We start from the raw sequence: 21,665 nt of genomic DNA on the forward strand, positions 1-21,665 counted from the left end.
GATTGAAGGGCTGCTCGTCCGTGCGATAGCTATGGCGGATGTGCAGCAGGAGTCCGGAATGAGGCCGCCACCGCCCCTGAACTATATCCGATCGTTTGAGAGCTCCGCCCGTCATCTCAGCTTCACCACTGCCGCCAAGGAATTGGGATACACACAAGCCGCGGTCAGCACGCATGTGCGCGCCCTCGAGCACTATATCGGCCGGCAGTTGTTCATACGCTATCCGCGTAGCCTCAAGCTGACCGAGATGGGCGAAGCATTCCTGCCGACGCTGCGCCAGGCGCTCGATCAGATCGATCAGGCGACGGAAGCGATCGTGGCCTCCTCGCGCAACCGGACGGTGGTCGTCTCCTGCCCGATGAGCCTTGCCGAAAACTGGCTCGCCGGCTGCATGGCTGCGTTTCGCAAGAAGCATCCGGAGATCGAGATCGTGCTGCACGGCACGATCTGGGAGGATATCAGCGAGCAGATCGCAGACCTCACAATCTCGACGCGTCGCTTTGACGACCGCCCGCCCGCGGGTATTCCGCTCTGGAACGACGAACTTGTCCTGCTCTGCGCTCCAGGCATGCTCGAGAGCGAGCACACGCTGAAGGCGCCGCAGGACATCCTCAAGGTGGACTGGATCTTTGTGCACGGTCGCCAGGAATACTGGCAGGTCGTCGCGGATGCGCTTGGCGTCGACATGGAGGACCATGACAAGGGCCTGTCGACGAACGCTTCCAACATTGCGCTCGAACTGGCCGCCATGGGGGCCGGTCTCGTCGCCACGCAGCGCTCGCTCGCGCACGCTTATATGCGTCGCGGGCTGCTCGTCGAGCCATTCCCGGTCCGGCCGCCAAGCCCCTGGAATTACTATCTCACCGAGAGCCAGCTCTCGAAAGGAAACATCGCGCGCGCGGTGCGCGAATGGATACTTTCCAAGGCCCAGGAAGACGCCGCCTAACCACCGCGCCGTCTCCTCATTCAAAAATTTGACAGGTCAATGGCATCTTTTTTTTAGGCCTTTAAAGCCGGGTTTCGGCGGTTTCGTCTCGCGTAAGCCCTTCCGGGATTTTTGCATCGCCCCTAACATGTGCGGCTGCAAGGGGAATGAACGGGCGCAAAGCCCTGAACCGGAGAACAACGATGACAATGTTCAAGAGCAACGGTGACCGCGTCCCAACGGTCATCGAGAGCTACGCAGACGAAGTCAAAAGCGGCAGGATGGACCGCCGCGAATTCCTGGCCATGGCAAGCGCGATGGGCGCTTCCACGGCGCTCGCCTATTCGATGGCCGGCATTGCTCCGGCCAAGGCCGCCGCGACCGAGCCCGGCAAGAAGGGCGGCATCCTGAAGATGCAGATGATCATCAAGGACATCAAGGATCCGCGCTCGTGGGACTGGTCGGAAATCGCCAACGTCTTCCGCCAGTGCAACGACTACATGATCCGCTACACCATCGACTTCACCTTCGAGGGCCATCTGGTCGAGAGCTGGGAGGTCAGCGACGACGCCACCGAATATACGCTGCATCTGCGCAAGGGCGTGAAATGGTCGAACGGCGACGACTTCAATGCCGACGACATCGTCTACAACATCGAACGCTGGTGCGATAAGGCGGCCGAAGGCAATTCGATGGCCGGACGCATGAGCTCCCTGATCGACCCGGCCACCAAGAAGGCAGCCGCCGGCGCGATCACCAAGGTTGACGACCATACGGTGAAGCTGAAATGCAATCAGTCCGACGTCACCATCATTCCGGGTTTTTCCGACTATCCGGCGATCATCGTCCATCGCGACTTCGACAAGAACGGCGCCGACATGACGAAGACGCCCGGCACCGGTCCGTATGAGCTGATCTCGTACAAGGTTGGTGAATCGGCCTCGGTGCGGCGGCGCAAAGACTTCACCTGGTTCGGCGGCGAGCCCTATCTCGACGGTGTCGACTGGACCGATTACGGATCGGACGCATCCAATCCCTCCATCGCCAGCGCCTTCGAGGCCGGCGAAATCGACTGCAACTATCAGACGGTCGGCGGCACCGTCGATCTTTATGACGGCATGGGTCTAGTTAAGGAATCGGTCGTCACCGCCGGCACTATCGTGCTGCGCACCAATGTGACCAACAAGCCGTATGACGACAAGCGCGTGCGCAACGCCATCCAGCTCGCGGTCGACAACGACACCGTGCTGAAACTGGGCTATAGCGGCCTTGGGCAGGTCGCCGAAAATCACCATGTCTGCCCGATCCACCCCGAATATTATGCGCTGCCTAAGGTTCCACGCGATCTGGCGAAGGCAAAGGCCCTGATGACCGAGGCCGGTCAGATGGATCACGAGTTCGAGCTGATCTCCTACGATGCGGACTATGTGAAGGACCCGGCCGACGTCGTCGCCGCGCAAATGCGCGAGGCGGGATTCAAGGTCAAGCGCACCATCATTCCGGGAGCCTCGTTCTGGAACGACTGGACGAAATACCCATGGTCGACCACCGATTGGGGCATGCGGCCGCTCGGCGTACAGGTGCTGGCGATCGCCTATCGCAGCGGCGAGGCGTGGAACGAGTCAGGCTACGCCAATCCGGAATTCGACAAGAAGCTCAATGCGGCGCTCGCCGTGGCGGATCCCACCAAGCGCAAGGAGCTGATGAAGGACGTCGAGTTCACCCTCCAGGACTCCGGCATCCTCATCCAAGCATTCTGGCGCTCGCTCTACCGGCACCACGCGCCCTATGTGAAGAACCTGCCGATGCATCAGACTTTCGAACTGCAGCTCGATAAGGTCTGGCTGGACAAAGCATAGGTCGGGCAATCACGGCAATATCTCGGGGACGCGTCCGCGCCCCTGAGACTCCGCCAGGCGACTGCGATCGAGCAGATCAAACCAACCCAGCACGCTTCGAGAAAGCGCAAAATAAAGTCGCCGAACCAAGGGAAGAAAATCTGGATATGCGTACTCATGCACAAGCCGTCGTCATCGGTGGCGGTCTGATCGGCTGCTCGATTCTCTATCACCTTGCCAAGTTCGGCTGGACGGATGTCGTCCTTCTGGAGCGCAGCGAACTGACTTCCGGTTCCACCTGGCATGCGGCGGCCAACATCCACGGCCTGCATGATTCCACCAACATCAGCCGCCTGCAGCACTATACCATGGCGCTCTACAAGGAGCTCGAGGCCGAGACCGGCCAGGGCTGCGGCATCTTCCAGCCCGGCTCGCTCTATCTCGCCCAGACCGAGGCGCGCGAACATCAGCTGCGGCTGCAGGAAGCCAAGGCGCGGCGCTACAAGATGAACTTTTACGAGGTCGCCCGGGACGAGGCGGAGCGGCTGCATCCGCTGGTCGATTTCGACGGCATACGCTGCATCATGTACGAGCCGGAGGGCGGCAATGTCGATCCGTCGGGCGTCACCGCCGCTTATGCCGCGGGCGCGCGTCAGCGTGGCGCCGAGATCCACCGTTTCACGCCGGTCACCGCGACCGAGGCTCAGGCGGACGGCAGCTGGATCGTGCGTACGCCGAAGGGCGACATCCGCACCCAGTGGGTGGTCAACGCCGCCGGCCTGTGGGGCAGGGAGGTCGCGGCCATGGCTGGGCTGCAACTGCCGCTGATCCCGACCGAACACCAGTATTTCGTCACCGAGACCATTCCCGAAATCGCCTCGATGGGTCGCCGCCTGCCGTCGGTCGCCGATCGCGACGGCGAATACTATCTGCGCCAGGAAGGGCTCGGCCTCCTCATCGGCGCTTACGAGCGCAACATGAAATTCTGGGCCGAGGACGGCACGCCGATGGATTTCGGCCACGAGCTGTTTCCCGACGACATCGACCGCATCGAAGAGAACATGATGCGCGCCGTTCAGCGTGTTCCCGCGGCCGCTACCGCCGGCGTCAAGAAAGTGATCAACGGCCCGATGATCTGGTCGCCCGACAGCGCCGTGCTATTCGGCCCGGTGCCGGAGCTCAGCAATTATTTCTGCTGCAACGGCATCATTCCCGGCTTCTCGCAATCGGGCGGGATGGGCAAGCTCGCCGCCGAATGGATGATCGAAGGTGAGCCGACGCTCGACATGTTCGGCTGGGACATGGCGCGGTTCGGCCATTGGGCCGGCAAGGCCTTCACCAAGGCGCGCGTGCAGGACCAGTACAGCCATCGCTTCAAGATCCATTTCCCGAATGAGGAACGCGCCGCGGGGCGCCCGGTGCGCACCCGGCCGGTCTATGAAATGCAAAAGGAGATGGGTGCGGTCTTCGGCCTCAATTTCGGCTGGGAGCACCCGCTGTGGTTCGCAGCGGAAGGCGAGCCGCGCGAGGAGACGATCGGCTTCACGCGCCAGAACTGGTGGGGACCGGTGGGCCGCGAAGCGCGCATGTTGCGCGAGCATGGCGGCATTATCGACATCTCCAATTTCGCCAAATACCAGGTGAAGGGCCCGGGCGCGGAAGCCTGGCTGAATGCGCTCTTCGCCAATCGCATGCCGGTGAAGGTCGGCCATTCCTGCCTCACGCCGCTGATCGGCAAACGAGGCGGCATCGCCGGCGACTTCACTGTAACCAGGCTGGCGGAGGACGAGTTCCTGGTGATCGGTTCGGGCATGGCCGAGCGCTTCCATCAACGCTTCTTCAAATCCGTGCCGCTGCCCGACAGCACCAGCTTCCGCTCGCGCACCGAGGAACTGGGCGGTTTCAATGTCGCCGGGCCGAAGTCGCGCGAGCTGCTGCAGCGACTCACCAATGACGATTTGTCGAACGAGGCCTTTCCGTTCATGCGGTCCCGTCAGATCGCCGTGGCCGGCGTCGATGTCGTTGCCTTGCGGGTGTCGTTCACCGGCGACCTCGGCTGGGAGCTGCACTGCAAGGCAGCCGATCAGGTCGAGCTCTATGGCGCGTTGCTCAAGGCCGGGGCGGAAGTCGGCGCCGGGCCGGTCGGGTCGCGCGCGCTGATGTCGCTGCGCGTCGAAAAGGGCTACGGCAGCTGGAGCCGGGAATATTCGACAGAATACTGGCCGCAGGAGGTCCGTCTCGACAGACTGGTCAAGACGGACAAGGAATTCCTCAACCGCGATGCCTATCTCGCCGTCGCCGGCAAGCCGGCGCGGGACGAACTGATCATGCTTTCAGTGTCGGCCAAGGATGCCGACGCGACCGGCGGCGAGCCGATCTTCCTGCCCGACGGCACGCCGATCGGCCAGGTGTCGTCCGGCGCCTACGGCTATTTCGTCGAGCAGTCGCTGGCGATGGGCTACGTCAAAGCAGGGTCGGCCAAGGCTGGCGACAAGGTGACCGTCGCAATTCTGGGCAGGCCGCACGATGCAATCCTGCTCGCGCGTCCGCCCTTCGACCCAGAGGGCAAGCGGCTACGGTCGTAAGAACGGCTATCGTGACAGGAACCCGGCGGGTCGGCGGCCGGGTTCAGTCCCAAAGCGGCTTGACCAATGGCGCGCGAGATCTGAGCGCCGGCAAACCCAGATGTCGGGGTTGGCCGTGACCTTGTCGAGGAAGCGCGCCAGCCCGATCATGCGCCCCGGCCGCGCCGCCAGCCGGCAATGCAGCGAGACCGTCATCATGCGCGGGATCTTTTCGCCTTCCTTTAGAAGCCAGTCGACACCATCGCCGACATATTCGAAGAACTGGCTGCCGGTCTCCAGGCCGGAGCCGCGCGAGAAGCGGCTGTCGTTGTTGTCGAAGCTGTGCGGCACGACAAGATGGCGCTTGGCGCCGACGTCGACGAAATAGGGAAGGTCGTCATTGTAGTCGTCGCAGTCGAACAGGAACCCGCCGTGCTCGACGACAAGGCGCCGCGTGTTGAGGCTCGGCCTGCCGGTGTACCAGCCGAGCGGATCGACGCCGGTGATGCGCCGGACCGTGTCCGCCGTCAGGGCGATGTGCTTACGCTCCCCGTCTTCGCTCAGCGGCGCGTAGTCGATCCAGCGCCAGCCATGGCAGACGATGTCGCTGCCAAGCGCGGCGATCGCCTTGCCAGCCGCGGGATTGAGCTCCAGCGCGCGTCCGACGACGTAGAAAGTGGGGATGACGCCCTTGTCCTTGAATAGCGAGATGAGCCGCCAGACGCCGACACGCGAGCCGAACTCGTAGAGCGATTCCATGTTGCGATTGCGCAGGCCGGGCACGGCGGGCGCGACGGCAAGATCCGACAGGATCGCCTCGGAGACACCGTCGCCTTCACCGATGCTGTATTCGGCGCCTTCCTCGTAATTGACGACGATGTTGAGGGCGAGCTTCGCGCCGCCGGGCCACTCGGCCAAAGGCGGCTTTTCGCCATAACCGACAAAATCCCTGACCGGCAGGTAAGGCGTTTCTGAAGTCACTTTCGGAATCCCTCAATGAAGCTGTCACCAGGATTGGCGGCCGCGCATGCCGGTCAGGATGCGTAGCGCGCGATCCATGACATCCTGCTGGCCGACCGTTATGCGCAGACAGTCGGTCAGCCCATAGCCAGCCAGGCCGCGCACGATGATATCGGCGTCGCGCAAGGTCCTGTCGGCAATCTCCGCGGCAGCCGGATCGGGAAAGCGGACCAGCACGAAATTCGTCCGGCTATCGGCGACCTCGTAACCGGCGGCTCTCAGGCTCTGTGCGAACCGGTCGCGGATTTTGGCGGTACGCGCCACTGTTGCGCGCATGTAAGCCTGGTCCTCGATCGCAGCGAGCGCCATGGCGAGGCTCACCGTCGAGACCTGGTTGGAATTCTGCATCTTGCGCACCTCGGCGGCGATTCCGGGCGCAAACAATCCCCAGCCGACGCGCGCGCCAGCCAGTCCATAGGCTTTGGACAAGCTGCGCAGCACGACGGTGTCGCCGCGCCCGGCAAGCGCAAAGACAGGCTGCGGGTCCTGGTCATCGAACTCGCCATAAGCTTGGTCGACAATCAGAAGCACGTCTCCCGGCAATGCGGCGCGCAGGCGCAGCAGTTCGGTGTTGCGAATGCATGTGCCGGTCGGGTTGCCGGGATTGCAGATGAATACGATGCGCGTCGCCGGCCTCACCGCGGCCAGAATGGCGTCGATCGCAAGGACGAAATCGCGTTCGGCAGCCTTGACGTAAGTCGCTCCGACGCGGGCGGCAGCGGAAGCAGCAAAATTATAGGCAAAGGCGGTGCTCAGAACCTCGGCCCCGGGACCCGCAAAGGTCGCGATGGTGGAGGCAATCAGGTCCATTGAGCCGGCGCCGCACAGGACTAGGTCGCGCTCGATGTTGTAAGCCCGCGCGACCGCGTCGCGCAGCAGCGTCCAGTCCGGATCGGGATAGAGATGGCTACGTGCCGCAGCCTCCTGGCCGGCTTGTATCGCGCGCGGGCTGGGCGGAAAGGCGCTCTCATTCTGGGCCAGCGTTGTCCGGTCATGGCCGCCGAAATTCGCAAGCGCGAAAGCGGACATGGTCTTGATATGAGCAGCGGCCTTCGGGGTCATGCCAGTCCCAGCAGATTCGGCTATCGTCGCCCAAGGGAGGCTACGGCACTCCAGGAAGCCGCCAAAGCAAAATCTAGCCGCGCAATGACCTCGAAAGTCTGGCCCATGGACGGCGTGCCGCCAAGATGCGACGGTCTTTCGAGGCGCGCCGCCACATGATGCGGGACGTCAGCCAAGTCCCGGACGACGCAAGGCTGACTCGATCTCAATCTCGATCGGCCGAGAAGGCTATGGAGCGCTGAGCTTCGACGCCGGCCAGTCGCTGCGACAGGGCGTGCGAGATTGAATTGTACGCCGTGCTGCCGAGAACAAGCCGCAACGGAGCGGCCTTCTCGTCGGCCGCTGCGATCATGGCGCTCGCCGTGCGCTTGGCATCGCCCTCGACGACGAAGCTTCCGCTGGCGATCGCGCGCCTGACCTCGCCGGCCGGTGTGTTGTCGTACTCTGTCATTGGTTCGGCGTAGACGAGACTGGCCCCAAATCCGGTTGCCGTCGGTCCAGGTTCGGCGATGATGAAGTCGACGCCGAACGGCGCGGCCTCCTGGGCGACGGCCTCGATGAAACCTTCGATGCCCCACTCGCTGGCGTGATAGACGCTGAAGTTCGGATAGGCGATCTGCCCTCCTTCCGAAGACACCTGCACAATCCGTCCGCCGCCCTGCTTGCGCAAATGCGGCAGGACCGCGCGAATGACTTGGATGGAGCCGACGACATTGGTTCCGATCTGTCGGTCGATCTGGGCGTCGGACACTTCCTCGCCCGCGCCAAGAGACCGTATCCGGCAGTCTGGAACTGCTTGCGTATTGGGCAACAGCAGCTGGCTCTTCCTGAACCACAAAAAGCGGTCCAACTGCCTGCGGCCCGATTCAAGCGATGGCCGGCAAGCACTCAGAGCAAGCTCTGTGGCCGGCGGCTGATAGCGACCCGGCGACCGGCAGCCACCCCCTTACGATCGCCTGGCGGCCCTTTCGGCTTCCTCATTCAGCTTCTCAAGGTGTGATCCGCAAATAATCTCTATCCGACCGATCAAGTCCGCGACGCGATCTGAGAGCCAGCTAAGGGCCTCCCTGGTGATCTCGAAGTGGCGCGAGTAGCGAGCCTTCACATAGGCCTCGTTGATGACGTTGAACCAAGCCACGAAGCGCTGCTGGTCATGAGGCCACGCTGCCGAGAGGTGCTGAGCTTGATCCTCGGCAAGACTGCGGAGAAATTTGATGTTGTGAGAGGGTGGGGAATAGTTCGTAAGGGTAAGCAATAGCCCGGCGTATGCATGTTCAATCGCTTGGTGCAGCAGAAATGCGCTATCATTGGGCATAGCTGCTGCCTGGGCGGTCATTGCCAGCTGGAGGTTGTTTTTGGCCCTTTGGAGTCGAATGGAATGTCCCAGGGCCACCTTGTATTCATCCTTTGCCGTCAACGGCTTTGGATTGGCCAACGGCTCCTCATCCAGTTCGTAGAGCACGATCCCGTCGCGACGAATGTCAACGAAAAAATACTGCCCCTCCTTGAGGGCTGTATTCACCTCCCGGCGCGAGTGTACGATGAAGCTGACCGGGGTGTTCACCTCGCGCATCAGGCGGTCAGCCGCTGTCCGCCAGTAGGCCGCGAAATCCGTTAGTTTGCGGTTGTTGACCACGACCAGCAGATCGAAATCTGATCGATATCCCTTCCTGGTATGCGGCTCGTCCACCCAGCCGCCGCGGGCGTAAGATCCGAAGAGAATGACCTTGAGAATGCGCCCGCGCTTCTTGAAATCCGCTGTTGCGCCCTTCAGCGCGTCGTCGAATTCCTCGATGAGCACTTCCACGGCCCGTGCGAGCTCGCGCTGCTTCAGCGGCGGCAGATGGTCAATGCTGGATTTCATAAGCAAGGGTCGGTCATCCATCAGGAATGCATAACCGAGGCAAGGCCTCGAATCTACAGACTGCCGGATTCGGCAGGTTCATTCAATACATTTGTTGCAACAAAAAGTAGCAAACTTACTGGACACATCTAGGAAAAAGTGTGAAGGTTTGATCGTGAAATAGGAACAGGAGGGGCATTTCGAGCAAAGCGCCCGAGTCCTAGCCATATTTTTGACGCAACAAATGGCGGATTTAGCGTGATTGTTCAGTCAGGAGGGGCCTCTTGTATGAAGCCTTCAGTCCTTTTCTGGTCGCAGAATCCCGACCTGTATCTTCTTTTCAGCCATATTCTCGCCACCGAGGGGTTCAGGTCCGTGCTGGCAAGCGATGAGAACCTGGAACAACTGGCGGCGCAGCCATCGGTGGTGGCGATACTTCTCGATACCGAAAACAATGTCGAACGCGCGTTGGAACTCTGCGGCCTGATCAAGGCCAACCGGGCAACGGCGCATGTCCGCCTGCTAACTCTGATGCCGGGTGGGAATGAACAGCACCATCTGGATCTGCTGAGGGCGGGAGTGGATGAAACCTTTGTCCGCCCGACATCGCCGGGCAAGATCCTGGCATACCTGCACTCGGTCGTTTCGGGAGGTAACGTCCCGAAAGCGCGGGGAGAAACGGGCATCTTCGATGTGTGGGAATTCAGCCTCGAGACAGGCAGGCGTCTTGTGAGGCACGGTTCCAAGGAGGTTCAACTCAGTCCTACTGAATTCAGGCTCCTGAGTCTCCTGCTCCAGGCGCCAGGCCGCGTCTTCAGCCGGTCCGAACTTATCGGCGCCGCGTGGCCACCCAACTATGTCGTCCAGCCGCGGACGGTCGATGTCCACGTCGGGCGCTTGCGCCGGCTGCTCGAGCAAATGACCGGCCGCCCCATTATCCACACTGTCCGATCGAGCGGATATGCGGTGGATTTCGATTAAACGAAGCTTTACGCACCTTCACCGTCACAAGAAGTTGCAACGATCGGTCGACCGGAATTTATGAGGAAATTATCTTTGCCTTCGTTGAGGTAGGCGCGCGGCAAATTCAGCTTCGGACTGTCATTCGACAGCTCGGAGCCTAACTTATGAAAGATCATATTCCCGGTTATTCTGCTGGGCGGACGCATGCAGCCTTCCGAAACACGGCTAGTCTTATCGAGGCCGCCGCCACGCATTTCGAGGCCGCTCACTATCAGGGTGTCATGGCGCTCTATGTCCGTCCTTCCGAGGGCCGGACAGTTGTCCTGAATTACGACGGCCGCCAGATCGTCGACTTTGTTCGGTGTTCCTATCTCGCCCTGGACAATCATCCGGCCATTGTCGCCGGCGCAGTGGATGCTGTGCGAAGCTCGGGCACGCTGCATTGGTCGTGTGCCCGTACCCGTTTGAATTTCGCCAGCCTCGGCGAATTAGAGGCATCGCTTTCCGATCTCTTCAACGCAAAGGTGATCACCTACACCACGGTGCTCGCCGCCAACATGAGTGCCCTGCCATTGATTGCCTCTGGGCACCTCACCGGAGGCTATAAGCCGGTCATGGTCTTCGATCGGCTCGCTCACGCGACGCTCGCTTACCACAAGGGCACTATCGCCAGCGAGACGCGGGTCGAGACATTGGCGCACAATGATCTCGCTGATCTGGAGCGGCTCTGCCGCAAAAACCAGGCGGTCGCCTACATTTGCGATGGTGTCTATTCCATGGGCGGCAGCGCTCCAATCGACGAACTGCGCCGCCTCCAGGAAAAGTATGGCCTCTTTCTCTACATCGACGATGCGCACGGCATTTCGCTGTTCGGCGACAAGGGGCAAGGCTTCGCCCGGTCGCAGATGGACGAGCTGGGCAGCCGGACTATTATCGCTGCGTCCCTTGGCAAGGGTTTCGGCGCTTCAGGCGGCATGTTGATGCTGGGCACCGTCCATCAGGAGAATCTCTTTCGCCGATTCGCGGTGGCGCATGCGTTTTCGGCGTCGATCAATACGGCCTCGATCGGGGCAGCACTTGCCTCAGCCAGGCTGCACCGCACGAATGAGCTCGGCCGGCTTCAGGCTGCCCTCCAGGAGCGGATCGCCCTCTTCGACGCTCTCATGCCAACCGCGCAAAGTGGAAAGCCGCTTCCGATCCGCACGGTTCATTTTGGCGATGAATTGATGGCGGTCGCGGCAGCCAGGGTCCTTCTGCAAAAAGGCTTCTATGCGTCGGCTATCTTCTTTCCGACCGTAGCCCGCGGGCAGGCCGGCTTGCGCGTCTGTCTGACCGCGGGCCATTCCGAGGAACAGATCCGATCGCTTTGCGCTGAAATCGACATGGTCCGGGATGATATCCGCAAAGCCCATGAGCCATGACGCGTACGGCAACGCGCTGAGGCTGCTGACGTATGTCTTTGCAGCTATGGAGCATGGCAGCTTGAGGCAGGCAGCCAGAGAGCTGAGTGTCCGTGAATCCAGTGTAAGTCGCAACGTCGTTAAGCTCGAACAGCTTTTGGAGATGCAGCTGTTCGAGCGCGACGTTCGCGGCGTTCGTTTGACCGAGGCAGGTCGAGCCTGGACCGACGTCGTTCGGACCCATTACGACGGTTTGCAGGAAGCTTTCCGAGACACCCGCAACAATAGGGACGCAAAAACGCTCAGGATTGGGCTGTGCGCGGTGGCGGGAGGAGAATTCCTGAAGCGCCTTATCGATCGCTTCCGCAAATCCTGTCCAGATGTCAGTCTGGCCATTGAGGATATTACGCGTGAACAATGCCTGACGGCGGTACGTCGCCGGCGCTTCGACATCGTCTTTGCGCCAGGGATCGGCACCGTCACGTCATGCCGTGCCGAGATGCTTTGGCAGGAGCGCGTCTTCGTTCTCATGCCTGCTGATCATCCGCTCACCGAAAAACGCGCCGTCACTTGGGCAGATCTTGCGGACATGCGACTGCTCGTGCCGGTCGGATCGAGCGGACCGCTGCTGGATTCCCATATGCTGGAAGGCATCTTCGCTCAGGGGTGCCGCCCAAACGTCAAGGCGTGCGAAGCTGGCCAAGCGACGGTCATCTTCAATGTGCAGCTAGGCCAAGGCGTTACTTTGGCAGGCGAGAGCTTCGCCCAAACTGTCGCCATTGATGCGACGGCCTGGAAACCTCTTGGCGGCCACAACAGTCTCTGTTCGATCAAGGCCTTGTGGCTTGAAACGAATCCGAAACGTGCCGTTTTGCGGCTGATTGGCCTTGCCAGAAAGATGGCGAATAGGGTTCCAAGTGCCGAACACTCGCAGCGCGTTCATTAGACAATTCCGGAAAAGCGCGTGAAGATATCCGTCTGGAATTGTGGCCAGTGCCAGCGGCTATTTGTATCTCGCAACCGATGCCGTCGCGAGGCGTGCTGTCGCGACGACCCGCATTGACGGCAACGCCCTTTGGGCGTTCCATCAACTTGCCAAACAACCGGTGTCTGAAGGAGGCGGCAATGCCTCTTGGCGGAGGCGCATACACTCCCAGTGAAGTGGCGCTGCTCGGTCGCGTGTTCGATCGAACCGCAGTCCCCAAAGAAACCGAGACCGAACGCGAGGCGCGAGCGCGTAGGATCATCTCTCGATACCAGGCCGGTGCCACCGACGAGTTAGAGCTCGAGGAGGCCGCTCGAATGGCTGAAGCCGGGCAGAGGCAATAGAATTGCCCAGGTAGAGACTCTAGCAAGATCAGATCGATCGGCGGATCATTTGGGTGGGAACATCGTCGCCCCCCTTGACGATCCATGCCGAGGCTTATTTTTGGGTCTTAGTTTCTCCTTGGGATCGTTCAGTGTAGTAGACGCCCTCCCGCTCTCGGTTTGGCGGTCGCGAAGCAGAAGTTGCCTTTTCCCGGATGCTAGCAAAGCGTCTCGCACGCCAGGCCGTCGCCATCCCGATCCAGCTTCCGGCCCCAGGAGCAGTTGTGCAGATACCACTGGGCTTCGTCGCACGAGCTGATTTGCGAGCAGTACCGCCGCGGCACGCATGAGTAGCCGCTTTGCGCGACCAACCGGCGGCTGACGATGCCGAGCGGCTGGTTCGGCGGTGCCGCGCCCTCGGCGTGCGATTCTCGCCATTCCCAAGGCGCTTGAAAGTTGCCGACCCACAGACCGACCTTGGCCGCTTCCGCCTTTGCCTGCTGCGGCGCATAGGCGCCGCGGCTGTAGCGCGGCCAATCGACCGCCTGGCCGTGCTCGACCATCCATGCTGCCACGCTGACACCGTCGGCGCGCCGGCAATCGCCGACGATGCGGTGATAGCGATCCCAGGTCACGAACGTGCATTGCACTGGTCTCGAGGCAGCCAGGAAATCGTCCAGCGCTTCCGCAGAGCGTCGTCCGCAAGGATATTCGAAGCCCTTGGCGTCGTCGCAATGTTGCCGGCTCTCCGGCGCGTCGATGCCGTTGAAGCGGATGCGCTGCCCGTGGATTTCGATCGTGTCGCCGTCGATGACCGATGCGACGCCGGTGATCGGCTGCGGCTTTGGGCCGAGCAAATTCGAGATGCTGATATCCGGCAGGCCGTCGCTGTGCTTCATCGCCGTTTGGACGGCCAGCGCGCCGGCTGCGGCGACAGTCACGAAGATCAGCCGTCGCGGCACGCTCGCCCAACGCCGGGCGCGCGAGCGCCTGGCGCCGGTGCGCTTGCGCCACTGATCGGACCGATTGTCGTGACGAGACTTGTCCAAGCCCTTTCCCCACATGGGAGGATGCTCTTAAATGCGATTGAAGTCCAGCGGCAGTCTCTAGCGGAACTATATTGTTCTGGACTTTAAAACTGCTCGGAGAGCTATGGTCAGCCCCAGGGCATCTCGCATTATGGTTGGAGAAGTGCGCCTCCATATTGCGCCCAAAGGTGTTCGCAGTCCCATATCCTCAAGCTTGGCGTTCCTGGTTCCCCATATAAAACCATTGCACCGCGAACGTCGTATCCAAGCACCGACGCATTGGCGACGAACTGGATGGCGCGCCCTAAGCTGATGGCGCCGATCCGGGCTTCAATTTTGCTGGTGAGATCGATCACTCCGAAGATTTCTGCATCTGCGCCCCTGCCGGCCAAAACAGCCGTCGAGATCGCATCGTCCAGGGCAAGGAGCATCGCGTGGGTCCCCGTAAGCAGCGCTTGCTAACTTCGATGCGCGAAATTTGTTCCGCGCCCCTGAAAGAATCTGAGATCTTCAAGCGGCTCATGGTCCGGCTGTTCATGCCAGATGACTTGCCGGAGATCGGGCCGGTCGACCGGCTGGCCGCATCTCCTGCAATCGTAGAAGTGATCCTGTTCGCGGGGAGGGTCGCCTCCATATCGGTGCCCGACGATGGGCGGCCCAAGGTCAGAAAGCTTCGTCACCCGCGCAATTTCCTCGCCTCGCGCTCCAATACCTTGCGGTCGTTGCCGTGCTCGCCGATCAGTTCCCGAACTTGCCCGGGCGTAATCCGGCGCTGCTTGGCGAAGTAGCGGACCTCATAATCCTCATCTGCTGAGACGCGGTCGCGGTCGCGGAAGTCACGTTTGCTCTTGTCGTCTGTAATGGCGCTGTTCCTCCCTGGGAGAGGAAACCACCACCTGGCACGAACGTTCCAATCTGCTTTTTCAGCAATCGCTAACGGAACGCTTGCGGCTGTGGGATATTGAATCAAATTCGAGTATCGCGTGGGATTTCGATGCGTAAGCCTGCCGGCGGCGTCCGGTTGTCCTTCATTCGTCCGATGGAGCCCGTGTTGGTCGACCAACCGCCTAAGGGCGACGAATGGAGCCACGAGGTCAAATTCGACGGCTTCCGGACCCAGCTCATCAAGGATGCCGACGGCATCCGCCTCTACACCAAGACGGGAATAGATTGGACGGCCAAATATCGACCGCTTGCAGCGGAAGCGAAGTCAATTGAGGCGGAAAGCTTCATCATCGAATGCGAGACGATCGTTACCAACGAAGCTGGGTTGTCCGACTTCCACGCGCTGCGCTCAGCTATCACCAGGCGCCCCCAGGATCTGTATCTGGTCGTGTTCGATCTCCTGCACCTGAATGGCCACGATCTGCGGGACATGGCGCTGAAGGACCGGCGCGAGATCCTGCAGGCTCTCATCTCTGCCGGCGGCCGCGTCCAGTTCAGCGAGGCGCTGCCGGGCACCGGCGATGCTGTCTACCACCTTGCGTGCGAAGCCGGCTTGGAGGGCATCGTGTCGAAGCGGCTGGACAGCGTCTACCGCAGCGGCTCGACGATGAACTGGCGCAAGATCAAATGCTATGTCGAAAAGGAAATGGACATCATCGGCGTCAAGCGCGAGACAGGGAAGCCGGCGATGGTGCTGATGGCCGACAACGGCCGCTATATGGGCGGCGCCTTTGTTACCTTCAAAGCTGACAAGCGGCAGCAGCTATGGGACCGCGTGCAGGGCAAGGCCGGCGCCCCGCCGCCAGAGGGACTGGCGAAAGAGAAGGCCGAATGGCTGAAACCCGGCTTGGTCGGGCGGGTGAAGTTCCTGAAGGGCGAGGAGAAGCTTCGCCACGCGTCGCTCAGGGATTTCTGGGAGGAATGAGGCGGCGCTTGGACGCCGCCTCGTCCAATCAGATGTGTCTCAGCCGCGCCTTTTCCGCAAGCGGGGGTATTGCGCCGTCCTCGATCAGAATGTCTTTCTTGTGAGCGAAGGCTACGAAAACGCCTCTTGCAGTCTCGGGATCGACATCTCCGACCAACGCAGCCTTGCAGGCGCGGATCGCAGCCTTCTGTTCCGGGCTGTTGCCGCACCAATCAACTGCGAACTGATAGGCGTCGGCGACGGTGTTGAGTTGGCGAGGGAAGCCCAGTCCGACCCATACCCGGACTGGCTTTTCGAAGGCTTGTGACAGCATCGTGAATTCCTCCTCCACGACGCCTCAAGCAGCTACTCCGCCGCCCTGGCCGCGGTTGCCGACCATCCAAGGCAAGGCTGTGGTCACTTCCTCATGGATTCTGGCCGACCTTGCGAAGCCGCAAAACGCTTCCTTGGCGGCCGACAGCGGGTAGCCGCTGTCAAATGCTCTCTGGCATGCGCGAAGTGCGGTTTCATAAATGGTGTCGCGTCTGTTTTTTGGCCATTCGTAGAGAAACTCCAGTGCGTCCTCCAGGCACGCGATTTCCTCGATGAGGCTGTTCCCGCGTTTCACGAAAACAGGGCTGTCAAACATCCGGTCGTTCATAAGATCCTCCAAGTCGAACGAACAATTGAGTTTGGATGAGCGTGGCCGACAGCGGCCCGCGCCCAGCAGCGATATGGGTTTGCAAATTTTGGCCGTCAAGCTCACGCCTTAATCAGCGATTGCGAAAACGCCTATAAGGCCTTTCCTGCGCGGATCATCGCTCTTGCAATCGCCAGTTCTGCCTCGACCCTGGCATTTTCCTTCTGGGTCATGTTGTCGGCAGCGATCAGGCGCCGAAGAGAGCGCATCACCTCACCATGCGTCCAGCCGGCTTCCAGCATGCAGTCGACGATCACCTGGAAGCCAGGCTCCATTGCTTCCTGACAGTCGATCTCGCGGTCGATATATCCATGCTGATGTTTCGGCGGGTTGATCATGAGTTGCCTTCCACAGTACACTCCTCATCCAAGGCATACGGCACCGGCAGGTAAGAGTTGGCCGTGAGCCAATCGTTCACGATGGTCCTGACGAGTTCAGCCTTCGAAAGTCCCAGTTCTTCTGCCACTCCTGGTAGCGACTCCTCGACCTTCGGATCGAGCACAAGGCCCGTGACGTTCCTGAGCATCAGCGCGGCTCTTCGGAGCATTACCTGGAGGTCGGCACGAGAAATCTCGGCAATATGATCGGCCGCGCCATCGAGGTCGCTGGCGATGTCATGACGGGTCATCTTCAGCCCTCCACTACAAGTAAAGCTCGCCTTCGGCCCGATGCTCGAAACAGAACCAATGCGACGGCTGTCTCGGTCGGGCGAAGCCCCAACCGGCATCCTTGCCGCATGCTACGTGCTCACAGGCATGGCCAAGCGGTCCGCGCTCACGCTGCTGCGCATTCTCTGCCGAGTGGGTCGGTTCGTCGCTCATAGCAGCTTGATCGGTTCGATCAGCCCGGCGTGATCGTTGGGCCGCTTGTCTATAGCGGCTGCGTTCACGTCCCTGCCTACCCGGTAGAATTGCAATTGACCGTCGATGTGGTGGCTGAGGATATCCCTCAGATCGCCGGCCGGCGTCTTCGGGTCCAGCCACGCATCGTAGTAAGCAGGGTCGAGTATCAGCGGCTGCCGATCATGGATCTGATTGACGGGTGCCGCAGACGGCCCGATGATAATCGTGCAACTCGTGATATCGAGGTTTGAATTGTAGGCCCACAGCCCGGCGAACGAGAAAGGCGCATGGCCCGGCTGGAAAATGTGCCACGGGTCCTTGCCGCCATCGGCCGGGCTCTTGGTCCATTCATAGTAGCCGTCGGCGGGGACCAGGCAGCGCTTCGATTTGAAGGCATCACGAAATGCCGGTGTGGTATCGACGGTTTCGATGCGGGCATTGAACATCGCTGCCTTGGGCATTTCCTTCGCCCAGATGGAACCAGCCACCAGCGCCCAGTTCGAACCTTGTGGTTGCCATCGTCCGCCATGGTCACGAAGGGCACCTCGTCAGTCGGAGCGATGTTGTAGCGCGGCGCGTCGTTGCGGCCGATGTCGGCCGGCGCCGTTAACCGGTAGAGGCGATGGATTTCTGACCAAGGCAGATATCTGGTGTAGCGGCCGCACATCCTTCGACCTCAGTTCCGTAGGGCTTTTCGGGAACGCTGAGCGGCCCCGAGCTCCAGAATTCGCTCGTAGGCGCCCTGCGGCGCCAGCCCCCGCGAGCGCGCCCATTCTTCCTGTCTCGTTTCGAGATCGAACACGATGCCGCCGAAGTGGTCAAGAAAGGCCGCGCCGGCCCGCGATCGGCGAAGCAATGCAGCCGCCATTGCTCCTGCTTTCCATCCTCCCAGACCGCAATCACTGCTCTTGTCCTGCATGTCATGCAGTGCCCGTGTAGGAAACGTCCTCGATAAAATTTCAGAACGAGCGAAAACAGCGTCTGCGGCAGCTACCCCCCGAGCAAGCTCTTCCGCTGATGCGTGCCAAAGTGAAGTGGCATTTTCGCCTCCCTTATGGCGATCCTGCCAAATGAGAACAAAAAGAGAACCAGAAGTCAAGAGAGACCTTGACCAGAGAGGAATATGTTCCTCATTTCAAGGGATGCCGGAACAACCCGAAAAGTGGCCGCGCGGGGTTCCGTGGCGGTTGATGGACGCTCACAATGTGGGGCAGGCAGCCCGCATTACGTGCGGCCACTGCAACATCAGACGCTATTACAAGCCGGCCGAGCTGCGAGAGATCGCTGGCAATGTGACGATCGACGAAGTTCGAAAGCGCGTTCGCTGTGAGAAATGCGGACGTAACGAGTATATGCGTGCCGAATTGTTCAACCCCGTTGCTGCGGAAGCGATGTCGATCCGCTACCGGCGCCTGGCCGAGATCAAATTTGTCCGGCGGATCATCTGGCGGGATGAATGACGGTCGATGGCGCGACAATCTATGCCAAGGCGCGTTTTGCATTTCACTGCGCCTTGGATGCTCAAGGATTTCCGTATTTGCAATGCGGGTCGCAAGCCGATCTTGGCTCGATTGTAACGACCGTGTCCAATAGCCGTCACAAAATTATGCCGCTGGGGCAGAACGTGGATCTAACCCCTGGCGTTTCGGGCTCTGGACGCCTTCGTTTTGGGCGCCTTTTCAACCTTCCGACCTAAACCCAGCGATTTTGCCAGAGCCGATCGCGTGGCCGAATAGCTCGGCGCAACCATCGGATAATCCTTGGCCAGGCCCCATTTTGCCCGGTATTCATCCGGTGTGAGGCCGTAATTTGCCGACAGGTGGCGCTTGAGGGATTTGTACCGTTTGCCGTCCTCAAGGCTGATTATGTAGTCAGGGAACACGGACCTCTTCGGATTAACCGCGGGTTTCAGCTCAGGAGCTTCAAGGGTCGCCGGCTTGCCGATATTGGAAAGTGCCGAATTCACGCTGGCAATTAGGTCTGGAAGTCCAGACACTGGAACAGAGTTCTTCTGCACGTAGGCCGAAACTATATCGGCCGTCAGTTCGATTAAGATGGTATCTTTTTCATCAGACAAAGGCGTGTCTCCCGTTACACTTGGACTTCTAGGCGAGGAGAACGATCCGCGCAACTGAGCGACCACCCTCTATCGGGTGGTTATCCCAGGTTCTGAGATACCACCCTCCGCCGGAGCGCGAGGCAGGATGCCAGCGCCTTCTCCAGTGCCCGCTCCTATTCGCCCCCTTTGGAGGGATGAAAGACGAGGGAGGCCTTGGATCGGCCTCGGCCCTGCAGACACCCGTAGCGCCCGCACGGTAAAGCGGGTGCGCATAACGCAGGTCGTTGCGAATCCGCCACGCTTCAACGGAAGGCATGTGTCGAAGTTGGGTTTTGGCGCATAACAACTAATCGCTGCTCGACGTCGCCGGTCATCGCAGGCCCGGTATGTTTCCGCTCGCAAGATTCCCGCCACATTGCCGAGCATTGACTAGCGTCGCTGCTGGGAAACATGCAACAATTGCTGCAGTCGGACCGGCAGGTGCGGCGAGGCATGCAATTCGGCACAGCTTCTTTTCCATCGGCGGAGATATTCAGCGATTGGAACCCCGCTGCGACCAGGCCAGCGGTTGAGCGCGCCCAGCGCCTCGATACACTCGGGCGTGCGGTCGTATTCGGCGAGCAGGATAACGGATATTGCCTGAGCGAATGGATTGAGGCCAGGTATTTCGATCTCGTCGCGGTGATCGGCGAACCACACCGCAGCGTCGCGGGTAAGCCCCTGCTGGTCGGCGAGCGTGCCATAGCCTCTGATTATATCCTCGCTATACTTGCCAATAGAGTCACCGAAGGCGTTGTCTCCGGGGAAAGGCGGATTCTCATTCCAGTCTTTCGCCAACCGCCTAAGGCCATGCAGCGAGAACGCTTCGACCAGCGCTTCTTCGAGCCACTGGCAGGGCGGCGCCGGCTTGGCATCCTGCTGCCAGCTGTTGGCGAGGACGTGGCCGAGCTCGTGCCCGAACTGATAGGCGAGCTTCGACCAGTCTCGTTCGCCGATGTCGACAATAATCCAAGCCATACTGCTGCCATCCGGATGCAGCCAGATCGCCGGCTGCCCGGAAGTGTGCTCGTCGACCCGCAGCCGCACAGGCTGGCGATCAGATAATAGCCGGACGCCGTCCAGGCAGGCCTGCCGCATGCGTTCGACGACCTGTTCTGCCGCCTGCGGAAGCATGTGACCCCAATTGCCCGCCAGCTCGATCGGGGCGGAGCGGAGCGTCGTGGAGGGAACAGTTGTGTGGAGCGGCATAACTGCGTAGCCAGGATCCAGGGCGGCCGAATATTTTGCCATTGCCGCAGCCGATCCTGCCGCAACGATGATGCCCACTGCCAACTCTCGGCGCGTCATAGCCCCTCCAATTGTCGGATGCAAATCCTCCAAGCTGCCTGGTTGAGGCGTCTCGCCAGCTATCACCGAACCAGCTAGACTTGAAGTGCGCTCAAGTGGAGGCGGTTGCAAGCTGGTCCGCCCGATGGAAGTGGACGAGTGCACGGACCGTCGACAAAAAAGGGCTAAAAACGTTATGGCGGAGATTTATGTAATTAACCTCGATCGAAGTGTCGGGCGGCTAGAAAAATTTCGCAAGTTAAACTCGCACCTGCCGGAAGTCCGGAGGTTCTCCGGATTTGACGGAAAGTCCATCGACCGCAACAAGTTGATAGAGGGTGGAGTCATCAGGTCAGATTTGGAGTATGCGCCCGGGAGTCTGGGCTGCGCCATTTCTCACGTGACGCTTTGGAGAGAGGCTGTCGGGCGGCACAAGATGATAACTGTCGCCGAAGATGATGCGATCTTCTCTCACGACTTCCAACGACATAAGAGCTCGCTCATATCGAATATCCCAGCCGATTGGGACTTTATCCTGTGGAGTGCAAGCTTGCGATGCTATGCTTGGCTAGATGCCCTTCCTGGCGGAACCGGTGCCAGACTGGAGTTCTTTCCGGGTGAAGTCATGACGCGTATTGCTGACTTCCAGGAGGCGGAAATTGAACCTGCTCTGCTTCGAGCGCACTATCTGCTCGGCACGGTTTGCTATTCCGTCTCGCCACGCGGCGCGCGTGCGCTGTTGGAGTGGTGCCTTCCGATACGGCCGATGATCGTCGATTTTGCCGGCTTTGGCTTAAGGCTGAACAATACGGGAATCGATTGCATCATGGCCGGCGTGATGCCCTCGCTCAAAGCCTATGCGTGCTTGCCACCGCTTGTCATCAGTGACGAACGGCCAGAAGAATCGGTGCGCATCAATACGTGAGCGAGAGCGGGGT

22 protein-coding genes and 2 pseudogenes are annotated in these 21,665 nt (G+C 60.5%); 9 read left to right on the forward strand and 15 right to left on the reverse strand.

Annotated features, from left to right (window positions below; translation table 11 throughout):
• The first annotated feature begins 58 nt into the window (after positions 1 to 58).
• From RFM40_RS09970 to RFM40_RS09980, 3 genes are all read left to right on the forward strand, one after another.
• Complete coding sequence (locus RFM40_RS09970) at positions 59 to 946, forward strand: LysR substrate-binding domain-containing protein (RefSeq protein WP_320228924.1); 888 nt, start codon at positions 59 to 61, stop codon at positions 944 to 946.
• Between the two features lie 182 nt (positions 947 to 1,128).
• The gene (locus tag RFM40_RS09975; protein WP_320228925.1) at positions 1,129 to 2,784 is read left to right on the forward strand and encodes an ABC transporter substrate-binding protein; all 1,656 of its coding nucleotides are present in this window, start codon (positions 1,129 to 1,131) and stop codon (positions 2,782 to 2,784) included.
• Positions 2,785 to 2,930: 146 nt separating this feature from the next.
• The gene (locus tag RFM40_RS09980) at positions 2,931 to 5,348 is read left to right on the forward strand and encodes a GcvT family protein (RefSeq protein WP_320228926.1); all 2,418 of its coding nucleotides are present in this window, start codon (positions 2,931 to 2,933) and stop codon (positions 5,346 to 5,348) included.
• A gap of 6 nt (positions 5,349 to 5,354) precedes the next feature.
• Here the strand turns inward: RFM40_RS09980 and RFM40_RS09985 are convergent, their stop codons facing one another.
• From RFM40_RS09985 to RFM40_RS10000, 4 genes and pseudogenes are all read right to left on the reverse strand, one after another.
• Entirely contained in the window at positions 5,355 to 6,308 is a 954-nt protein-coding gene (locus RFM40_RS09985) for a polysaccharide deacetylase family protein (RefSeq protein WP_320228927.1), read from the reverse strand.
• A gap of 24 nt (positions 6,309 to 6,332) precedes the next feature.
• On the reverse strand, positions 6,333 to 7,409 hold the full coding sequence (locus tag RFM40_RS09990) for a pyridoxal phosphate-dependent aminotransferase (protein WP_320228928.1): 1,077 nt from the start codon (positions 7,407 to 7,409) through the stop codon (positions 6,333 to 6,335).
• 205 nt (positions 7,410 to 7,614) lie between these two features.
• Positions 7,615 to 8,192: pseudogene (locus RFM40_RS09995) on the reverse strand (SDR family oxidoreductase); the annotation flags it as partial.
• A gap of 163 nt (positions 8,193 to 8,355) precedes the next feature.
• Positions 8,356 to 9,273, reverse strand: coding sequence for a nucleotidyltransferase and HEPN domain-containing protein (locus RFM40_RS10000; protein ID WP_320228929.1), 918 nt, complete (start codon positions 9,271 to 9,273; stop codon positions 8,356 to 8,358).
• 267 nt (positions 9,274 to 9,540) lie between these two features.
• Here RFM40_RS10000 and RFM40_RS10005 point away from each other — a divergent pair, with 267 nt between their 5' ends.
• The 3 genes from RFM40_RS10005 (at position 9,541) to RFM40_RS10015 (ending at position 12,561) form a co-directional block, all read left to right on the forward strand.
• Positions 9,541 to 10,233: a response regulator transcription factor gene (locus RFM40_RS10005; RefSeq protein ID WP_320228930.1), complete on the forward strand. Its 693-nt coding sequence runs from the start codon at positions 9,541 to 9,543 to the stop codon at positions 10,231 to 10,233.
• A 146-nt stretch (positions 10,234 to 10,379) separates the two neighbouring features.
• Positions 10,380 to 11,636 carry an 8-amino-7-oxononanoate synthase family protein gene (locus RFM40_RS10010; RefSeq protein ID WP_320228931.1) on the forward strand — a complete coding sequence of 419 codons (1,257 nt, stop codon included), beginning with the start codon at positions 10,380 to 10,382 and terminating at the stop codon, positions 11,634 to 11,636.
• Complete coding sequence (locus tag RFM40_RS10015; RefSeq protein ID WP_320228932.1) at positions 11,626 to 12,561, forward strand: LysR family transcriptional regulator; 936 nt, start codon at positions 11,626 to 11,628, stop codon at positions 12,559 to 12,561. Before RFM40_RS10010 ends, RFM40_RS10015 begins: the two co-directional genes overlap by 11 nt.
• 580 nt (positions 12,562 to 13,141) lie before the next feature.
• Here RFM40_RS10015 and RFM40_RS10020 read toward each other — a convergent pair.
• The 3 genes from RFM40_RS10020 to RFM40_RS10030 form a co-directional block, all read right to left on the reverse strand.
• On the reverse strand, positions 13,142 to 13,972 hold the full coding sequence (locus RFM40_RS10020) for a thermonuclease family protein (RefSeq protein WP_320228933.1): 831 nt from the start codon (positions 13,970 to 13,972) through the stop codon (positions 13,142 to 13,144).
• Between the two features lie 128 nt (positions 13,973 to 14,100).
• A complete protein-coding gene (locus RFM40_RS10025; RefSeq protein WP_320228934.1) occupies positions 14,101 to 14,382 on the reverse strand; it encodes a hypothetical protein in 282 nt (93 codons plus the stop codon).
• A 245-nt stretch (positions 14,383 to 14,627) separates the two neighbouring features.
• Positions 14,628 to 14,921: a DUF3606 domain-containing protein gene (locus RFM40_RS10030; RefSeq protein WP_320277465.1), complete on the reverse strand. Its 294-nt coding sequence runs from the start codon at positions 14,919 to 14,921 to the stop codon at positions 14,628 to 14,630.
• Between the two features lie 24 nt (positions 14,922 to 14,945).
• On the opposite strand from RFM40_RS10030, the gene RFM40_RS10035 reads away from it, so the two are divergent.
• A complete protein-coding gene (locus RFM40_RS10035) occupies positions 14,946 to 15,821 on the forward strand; it encodes an ATP-dependent DNA ligase (protein WP_320228936.1) in 876 nt (291 codons plus the stop codon).
• Positions 15,822 to 15,849: 28 nt separating this feature from the next.
• Here RFM40_RS10035 and RFM40_RS10040 read toward each other — a convergent pair whose 3' ends face one another.
• The 6 genes and pseudogenes from RFM40_RS10040 to RFM40_RS10070 form a co-directional block, all read right to left on the reverse strand.
• On the reverse strand, positions 15,850 to 16,134 hold the full coding sequence (locus RFM40_RS10040) for a DUF982 domain-containing protein (protein ID WP_320228937.1): 285 nt from the start codon (positions 16,132 to 16,134) through the stop codon (positions 15,850 to 15,852).
• A 24-nt stretch (positions 16,135 to 16,158) separates the two neighbouring features.
• Positions 16,159 to 16,461, reverse strand: a complete 303-nt coding sequence (locus RFM40_RS10045) for a DUF982 domain-containing protein (protein ID WP_320228938.1) — start codon at positions 16,459 to 16,461, stop codon at positions 16,159 to 16,161.
• Between the two features lie 131 nt (positions 16,462 to 16,592).
• Positions 16,593 to 16,838 carry a hypothetical protein gene (locus RFM40_RS10050; RefSeq protein ID WP_320228939.1) on the reverse strand — a complete coding sequence of 82 codons (246 nt, stop codon included), beginning with the start codon at positions 16,836 to 16,838 and terminating at the stop codon, positions 16,593 to 16,595.
• Positions 16,835 to 17,128, reverse strand: a complete 294-nt coding sequence (locus RFM40_RS10055) for a hypothetical protein (protein ID WP_320228940.1) — start codon at positions 17,126 to 17,128, stop codon at positions 16,835 to 16,837. Before RFM40_RS10055 ends, RFM40_RS10050 begins: the two co-directional genes overlap by 4 nt.
• A gap of 189 nt (positions 17,129 to 17,317) precedes the next feature.
• Positions 17,318 to 18,009, reverse strand: a pseudogene (locus RFM40_RS10060) (SOS response-associated peptidase).
• 9 nt (positions 18,010 to 18,018) lie between these two features.
• Positions 18,019 to 18,261, reverse strand: coding sequence for a hypothetical protein (locus RFM40_RS10070; protein ID WP_320228941.1), 243 nt, complete (start codon positions 18,259 to 18,261; stop codon positions 18,019 to 18,021).
• Between the two features lie 271 nt (positions 18,262 to 18,532).
• Here RFM40_RS10070 and RFM40_RS10075 point away from each other — a divergent pair, with 271 nt between their 5' ends.
• Positions 18,533 to 18,802, forward strand: a complete 270-nt coding sequence (locus RFM40_RS10075) for a hypothetical protein (protein WP_320228942.1) — start codon at positions 18,533 to 18,535, stop codon at positions 18,800 to 18,802.
• 170 nt (positions 18,803 to 18,972) lie between these two features.
• Here RFM40_RS10075 and RFM40_RS10080 read toward each other — a convergent pair whose 3' ends face one another.
• Together RFM40_RS10080 and RFM40_RS10085 are read right to left on the reverse strand one after the other, a co-directional pair.
• The gene (locus RFM40_RS10080; protein ID WP_320228943.1) at positions 18,973 to 19,419 is read right to left on the reverse strand and encodes a Ros/MucR family transcriptional regulator; all 447 of its coding nucleotides are present in this window, start codon (positions 19,417 to 19,419) and stop codon (positions 18,973 to 18,975) included.
• A gap of 411 nt (positions 19,420 to 19,830) precedes the next feature.
• The gene (locus tag RFM40_RS10085; protein WP_320228944.1) at positions 19,831 to 20,727 is read right to left on the reverse strand and encodes a hypothetical protein; all 897 of its coding nucleotides are present in this window, start codon (positions 20,725 to 20,727) and stop codon (positions 19,831 to 19,833) included.
• 145 nt (positions 20,728 to 20,872) lie between these two features.
• Here RFM40_RS10085 and RFM40_RS10090 point away from each other — a divergent pair, with 145 nt between their 5' ends.
• On the forward strand, positions 20,873 to 21,652 hold the full coding sequence (locus RFM40_RS10090) for a glycosyltransferase family 25 protein (protein WP_320228945.1): 780 nt from the start codon (positions 20,873 to 20,875) through the stop codon (positions 21,650 to 21,652).
• Positions 21,653 to 21,665: the final 13 nt, after the last annotated feature.

This window comes from Mesorhizobium captivum (assembly GCF_033977165.1).
GTDB lineage: Bacteria > Pseudomonadota > Alphaproteobacteria > Rhizobiales > Rhizobiaceae > Mesorhizobium > Mesorhizobium captivum.

Excerpts from the sequence above, each read along its gene's own strand:
- RFM40_RS09970 (WP_320228924.1), top strand. The coding sequence starts at position 59 with ATGAGGCCGCCACCGCCCCTGAACTATATCCGATCGTTTGAGAGCTCC.
- RFM40_RS09975 (WP_320228925.1), top strand. The coding sequence starts at position 1,129 with ATGACAATGTTCAAGAGCAACGGTGACCGCGTCCCAACGGTCATCGAG.
- RFM40_RS09980 (WP_320228926.1), top strand. The coding sequence starts at position 2,931 with ATGCGTACTCATGCACAAGCCGTCGTCATCGGTGGCGGTCTGATCGGC.
- RFM40_RS09990 (WP_320228928.1), bottom strand. The coding sequence starts at position 7,409 with ATGACCCCGAAGGCCGCTGCTCATATCAAGACCATGTCCGCTTTCGCG.
- RFM40_RS10000 (WP_320228929.1), bottom strand. The coding sequence starts at position 9,273 with ATGAAATCCAGCATTGACCATCTGCCGCCGCTGAAGCAGCGCGAGCTC.
- RFM40_RS10005 (WP_320228930.1), top strand. The coding sequence starts at position 9,541 with ATGAAGCCTTCAGTCCTTTTCTGGTCGCAGAATCCCGACCTGTATCTT.
- RFM40_RS10010 (WP_320228931.1), top strand. The coding sequence starts at position 10,380 with ATGAAAGATCATATTCCCGGTTATTCTGCTGGGCGGACGCATGCAGCC.
- RFM40_RS10015 (WP_320228932.1), top strand. The coding sequence starts at position 11,626 with ATGAGCCATGACGCGTACGGCAACGCGCTGAGGCTGCTGACGTATGTC.
- RFM40_RS10025 (WP_320228934.1), bottom strand. The coding sequence starts at position 14,382 with ATGCTCCTTGCCCTGGACGATGCGATCTCGACGGCTGTTTTGGCCGGC.
- RFM40_RS10035 (WP_320228936.1), top strand. The coding sequence starts at position 14,946 with ATGCGTAAGCCTGCCGGCGGCGTCCGGTTGTCCTTCATTCGTCCGATG.
- RFM40_RS10040 (WP_320228937.1), bottom strand. The coding sequence starts at position 16,134 with ATGCTGTCACAAGCCTTCGAAAAGCCAGTCCGGGTATGGGTCGGACTG.
- RFM40_RS10045 (WP_320228938.1), bottom strand. The coding sequence starts at position 16,461 with ATGAACGACCGGATGTTTGACAGCCCTGTTTTCGTGAAACGCGGGAAC.
- RFM40_RS10050 (WP_320228939.1), bottom strand. The coding sequence starts at position 16,838 with ATGATCAACCCGCCGAAACATCAGCATGGATATATCGACCGCGAGATC.
- RFM40_RS10055 (WP_320228940.1), bottom strand. The coding sequence starts at position 17,128 with ATGACCCGTCATGACATCGCCAGCGACCTCGATGGCGCGGCCGATCAT.
- RFM40_RS10070 (WP_320228941.1), bottom strand. The coding sequence starts at position 18,261 with ATGCAGGACAAGAGCAGTGATTGCGGTCTGGGAGGATGGAAAGCAGGA.
- RFM40_RS10075 (WP_320228942.1), top strand. The coding sequence starts at position 18,533 with ATGGACGCTCACAATGTGGGGCAGGCAGCCCGCATTACGTGCGGCCAC.
- RFM40_RS10090 (WP_320228945.1), top strand. The coding sequence starts at position 20,873 with ATGGAAGTGGACGAGTGCACGGACCGTCGACAAAAAAGGGCTAAAAAC.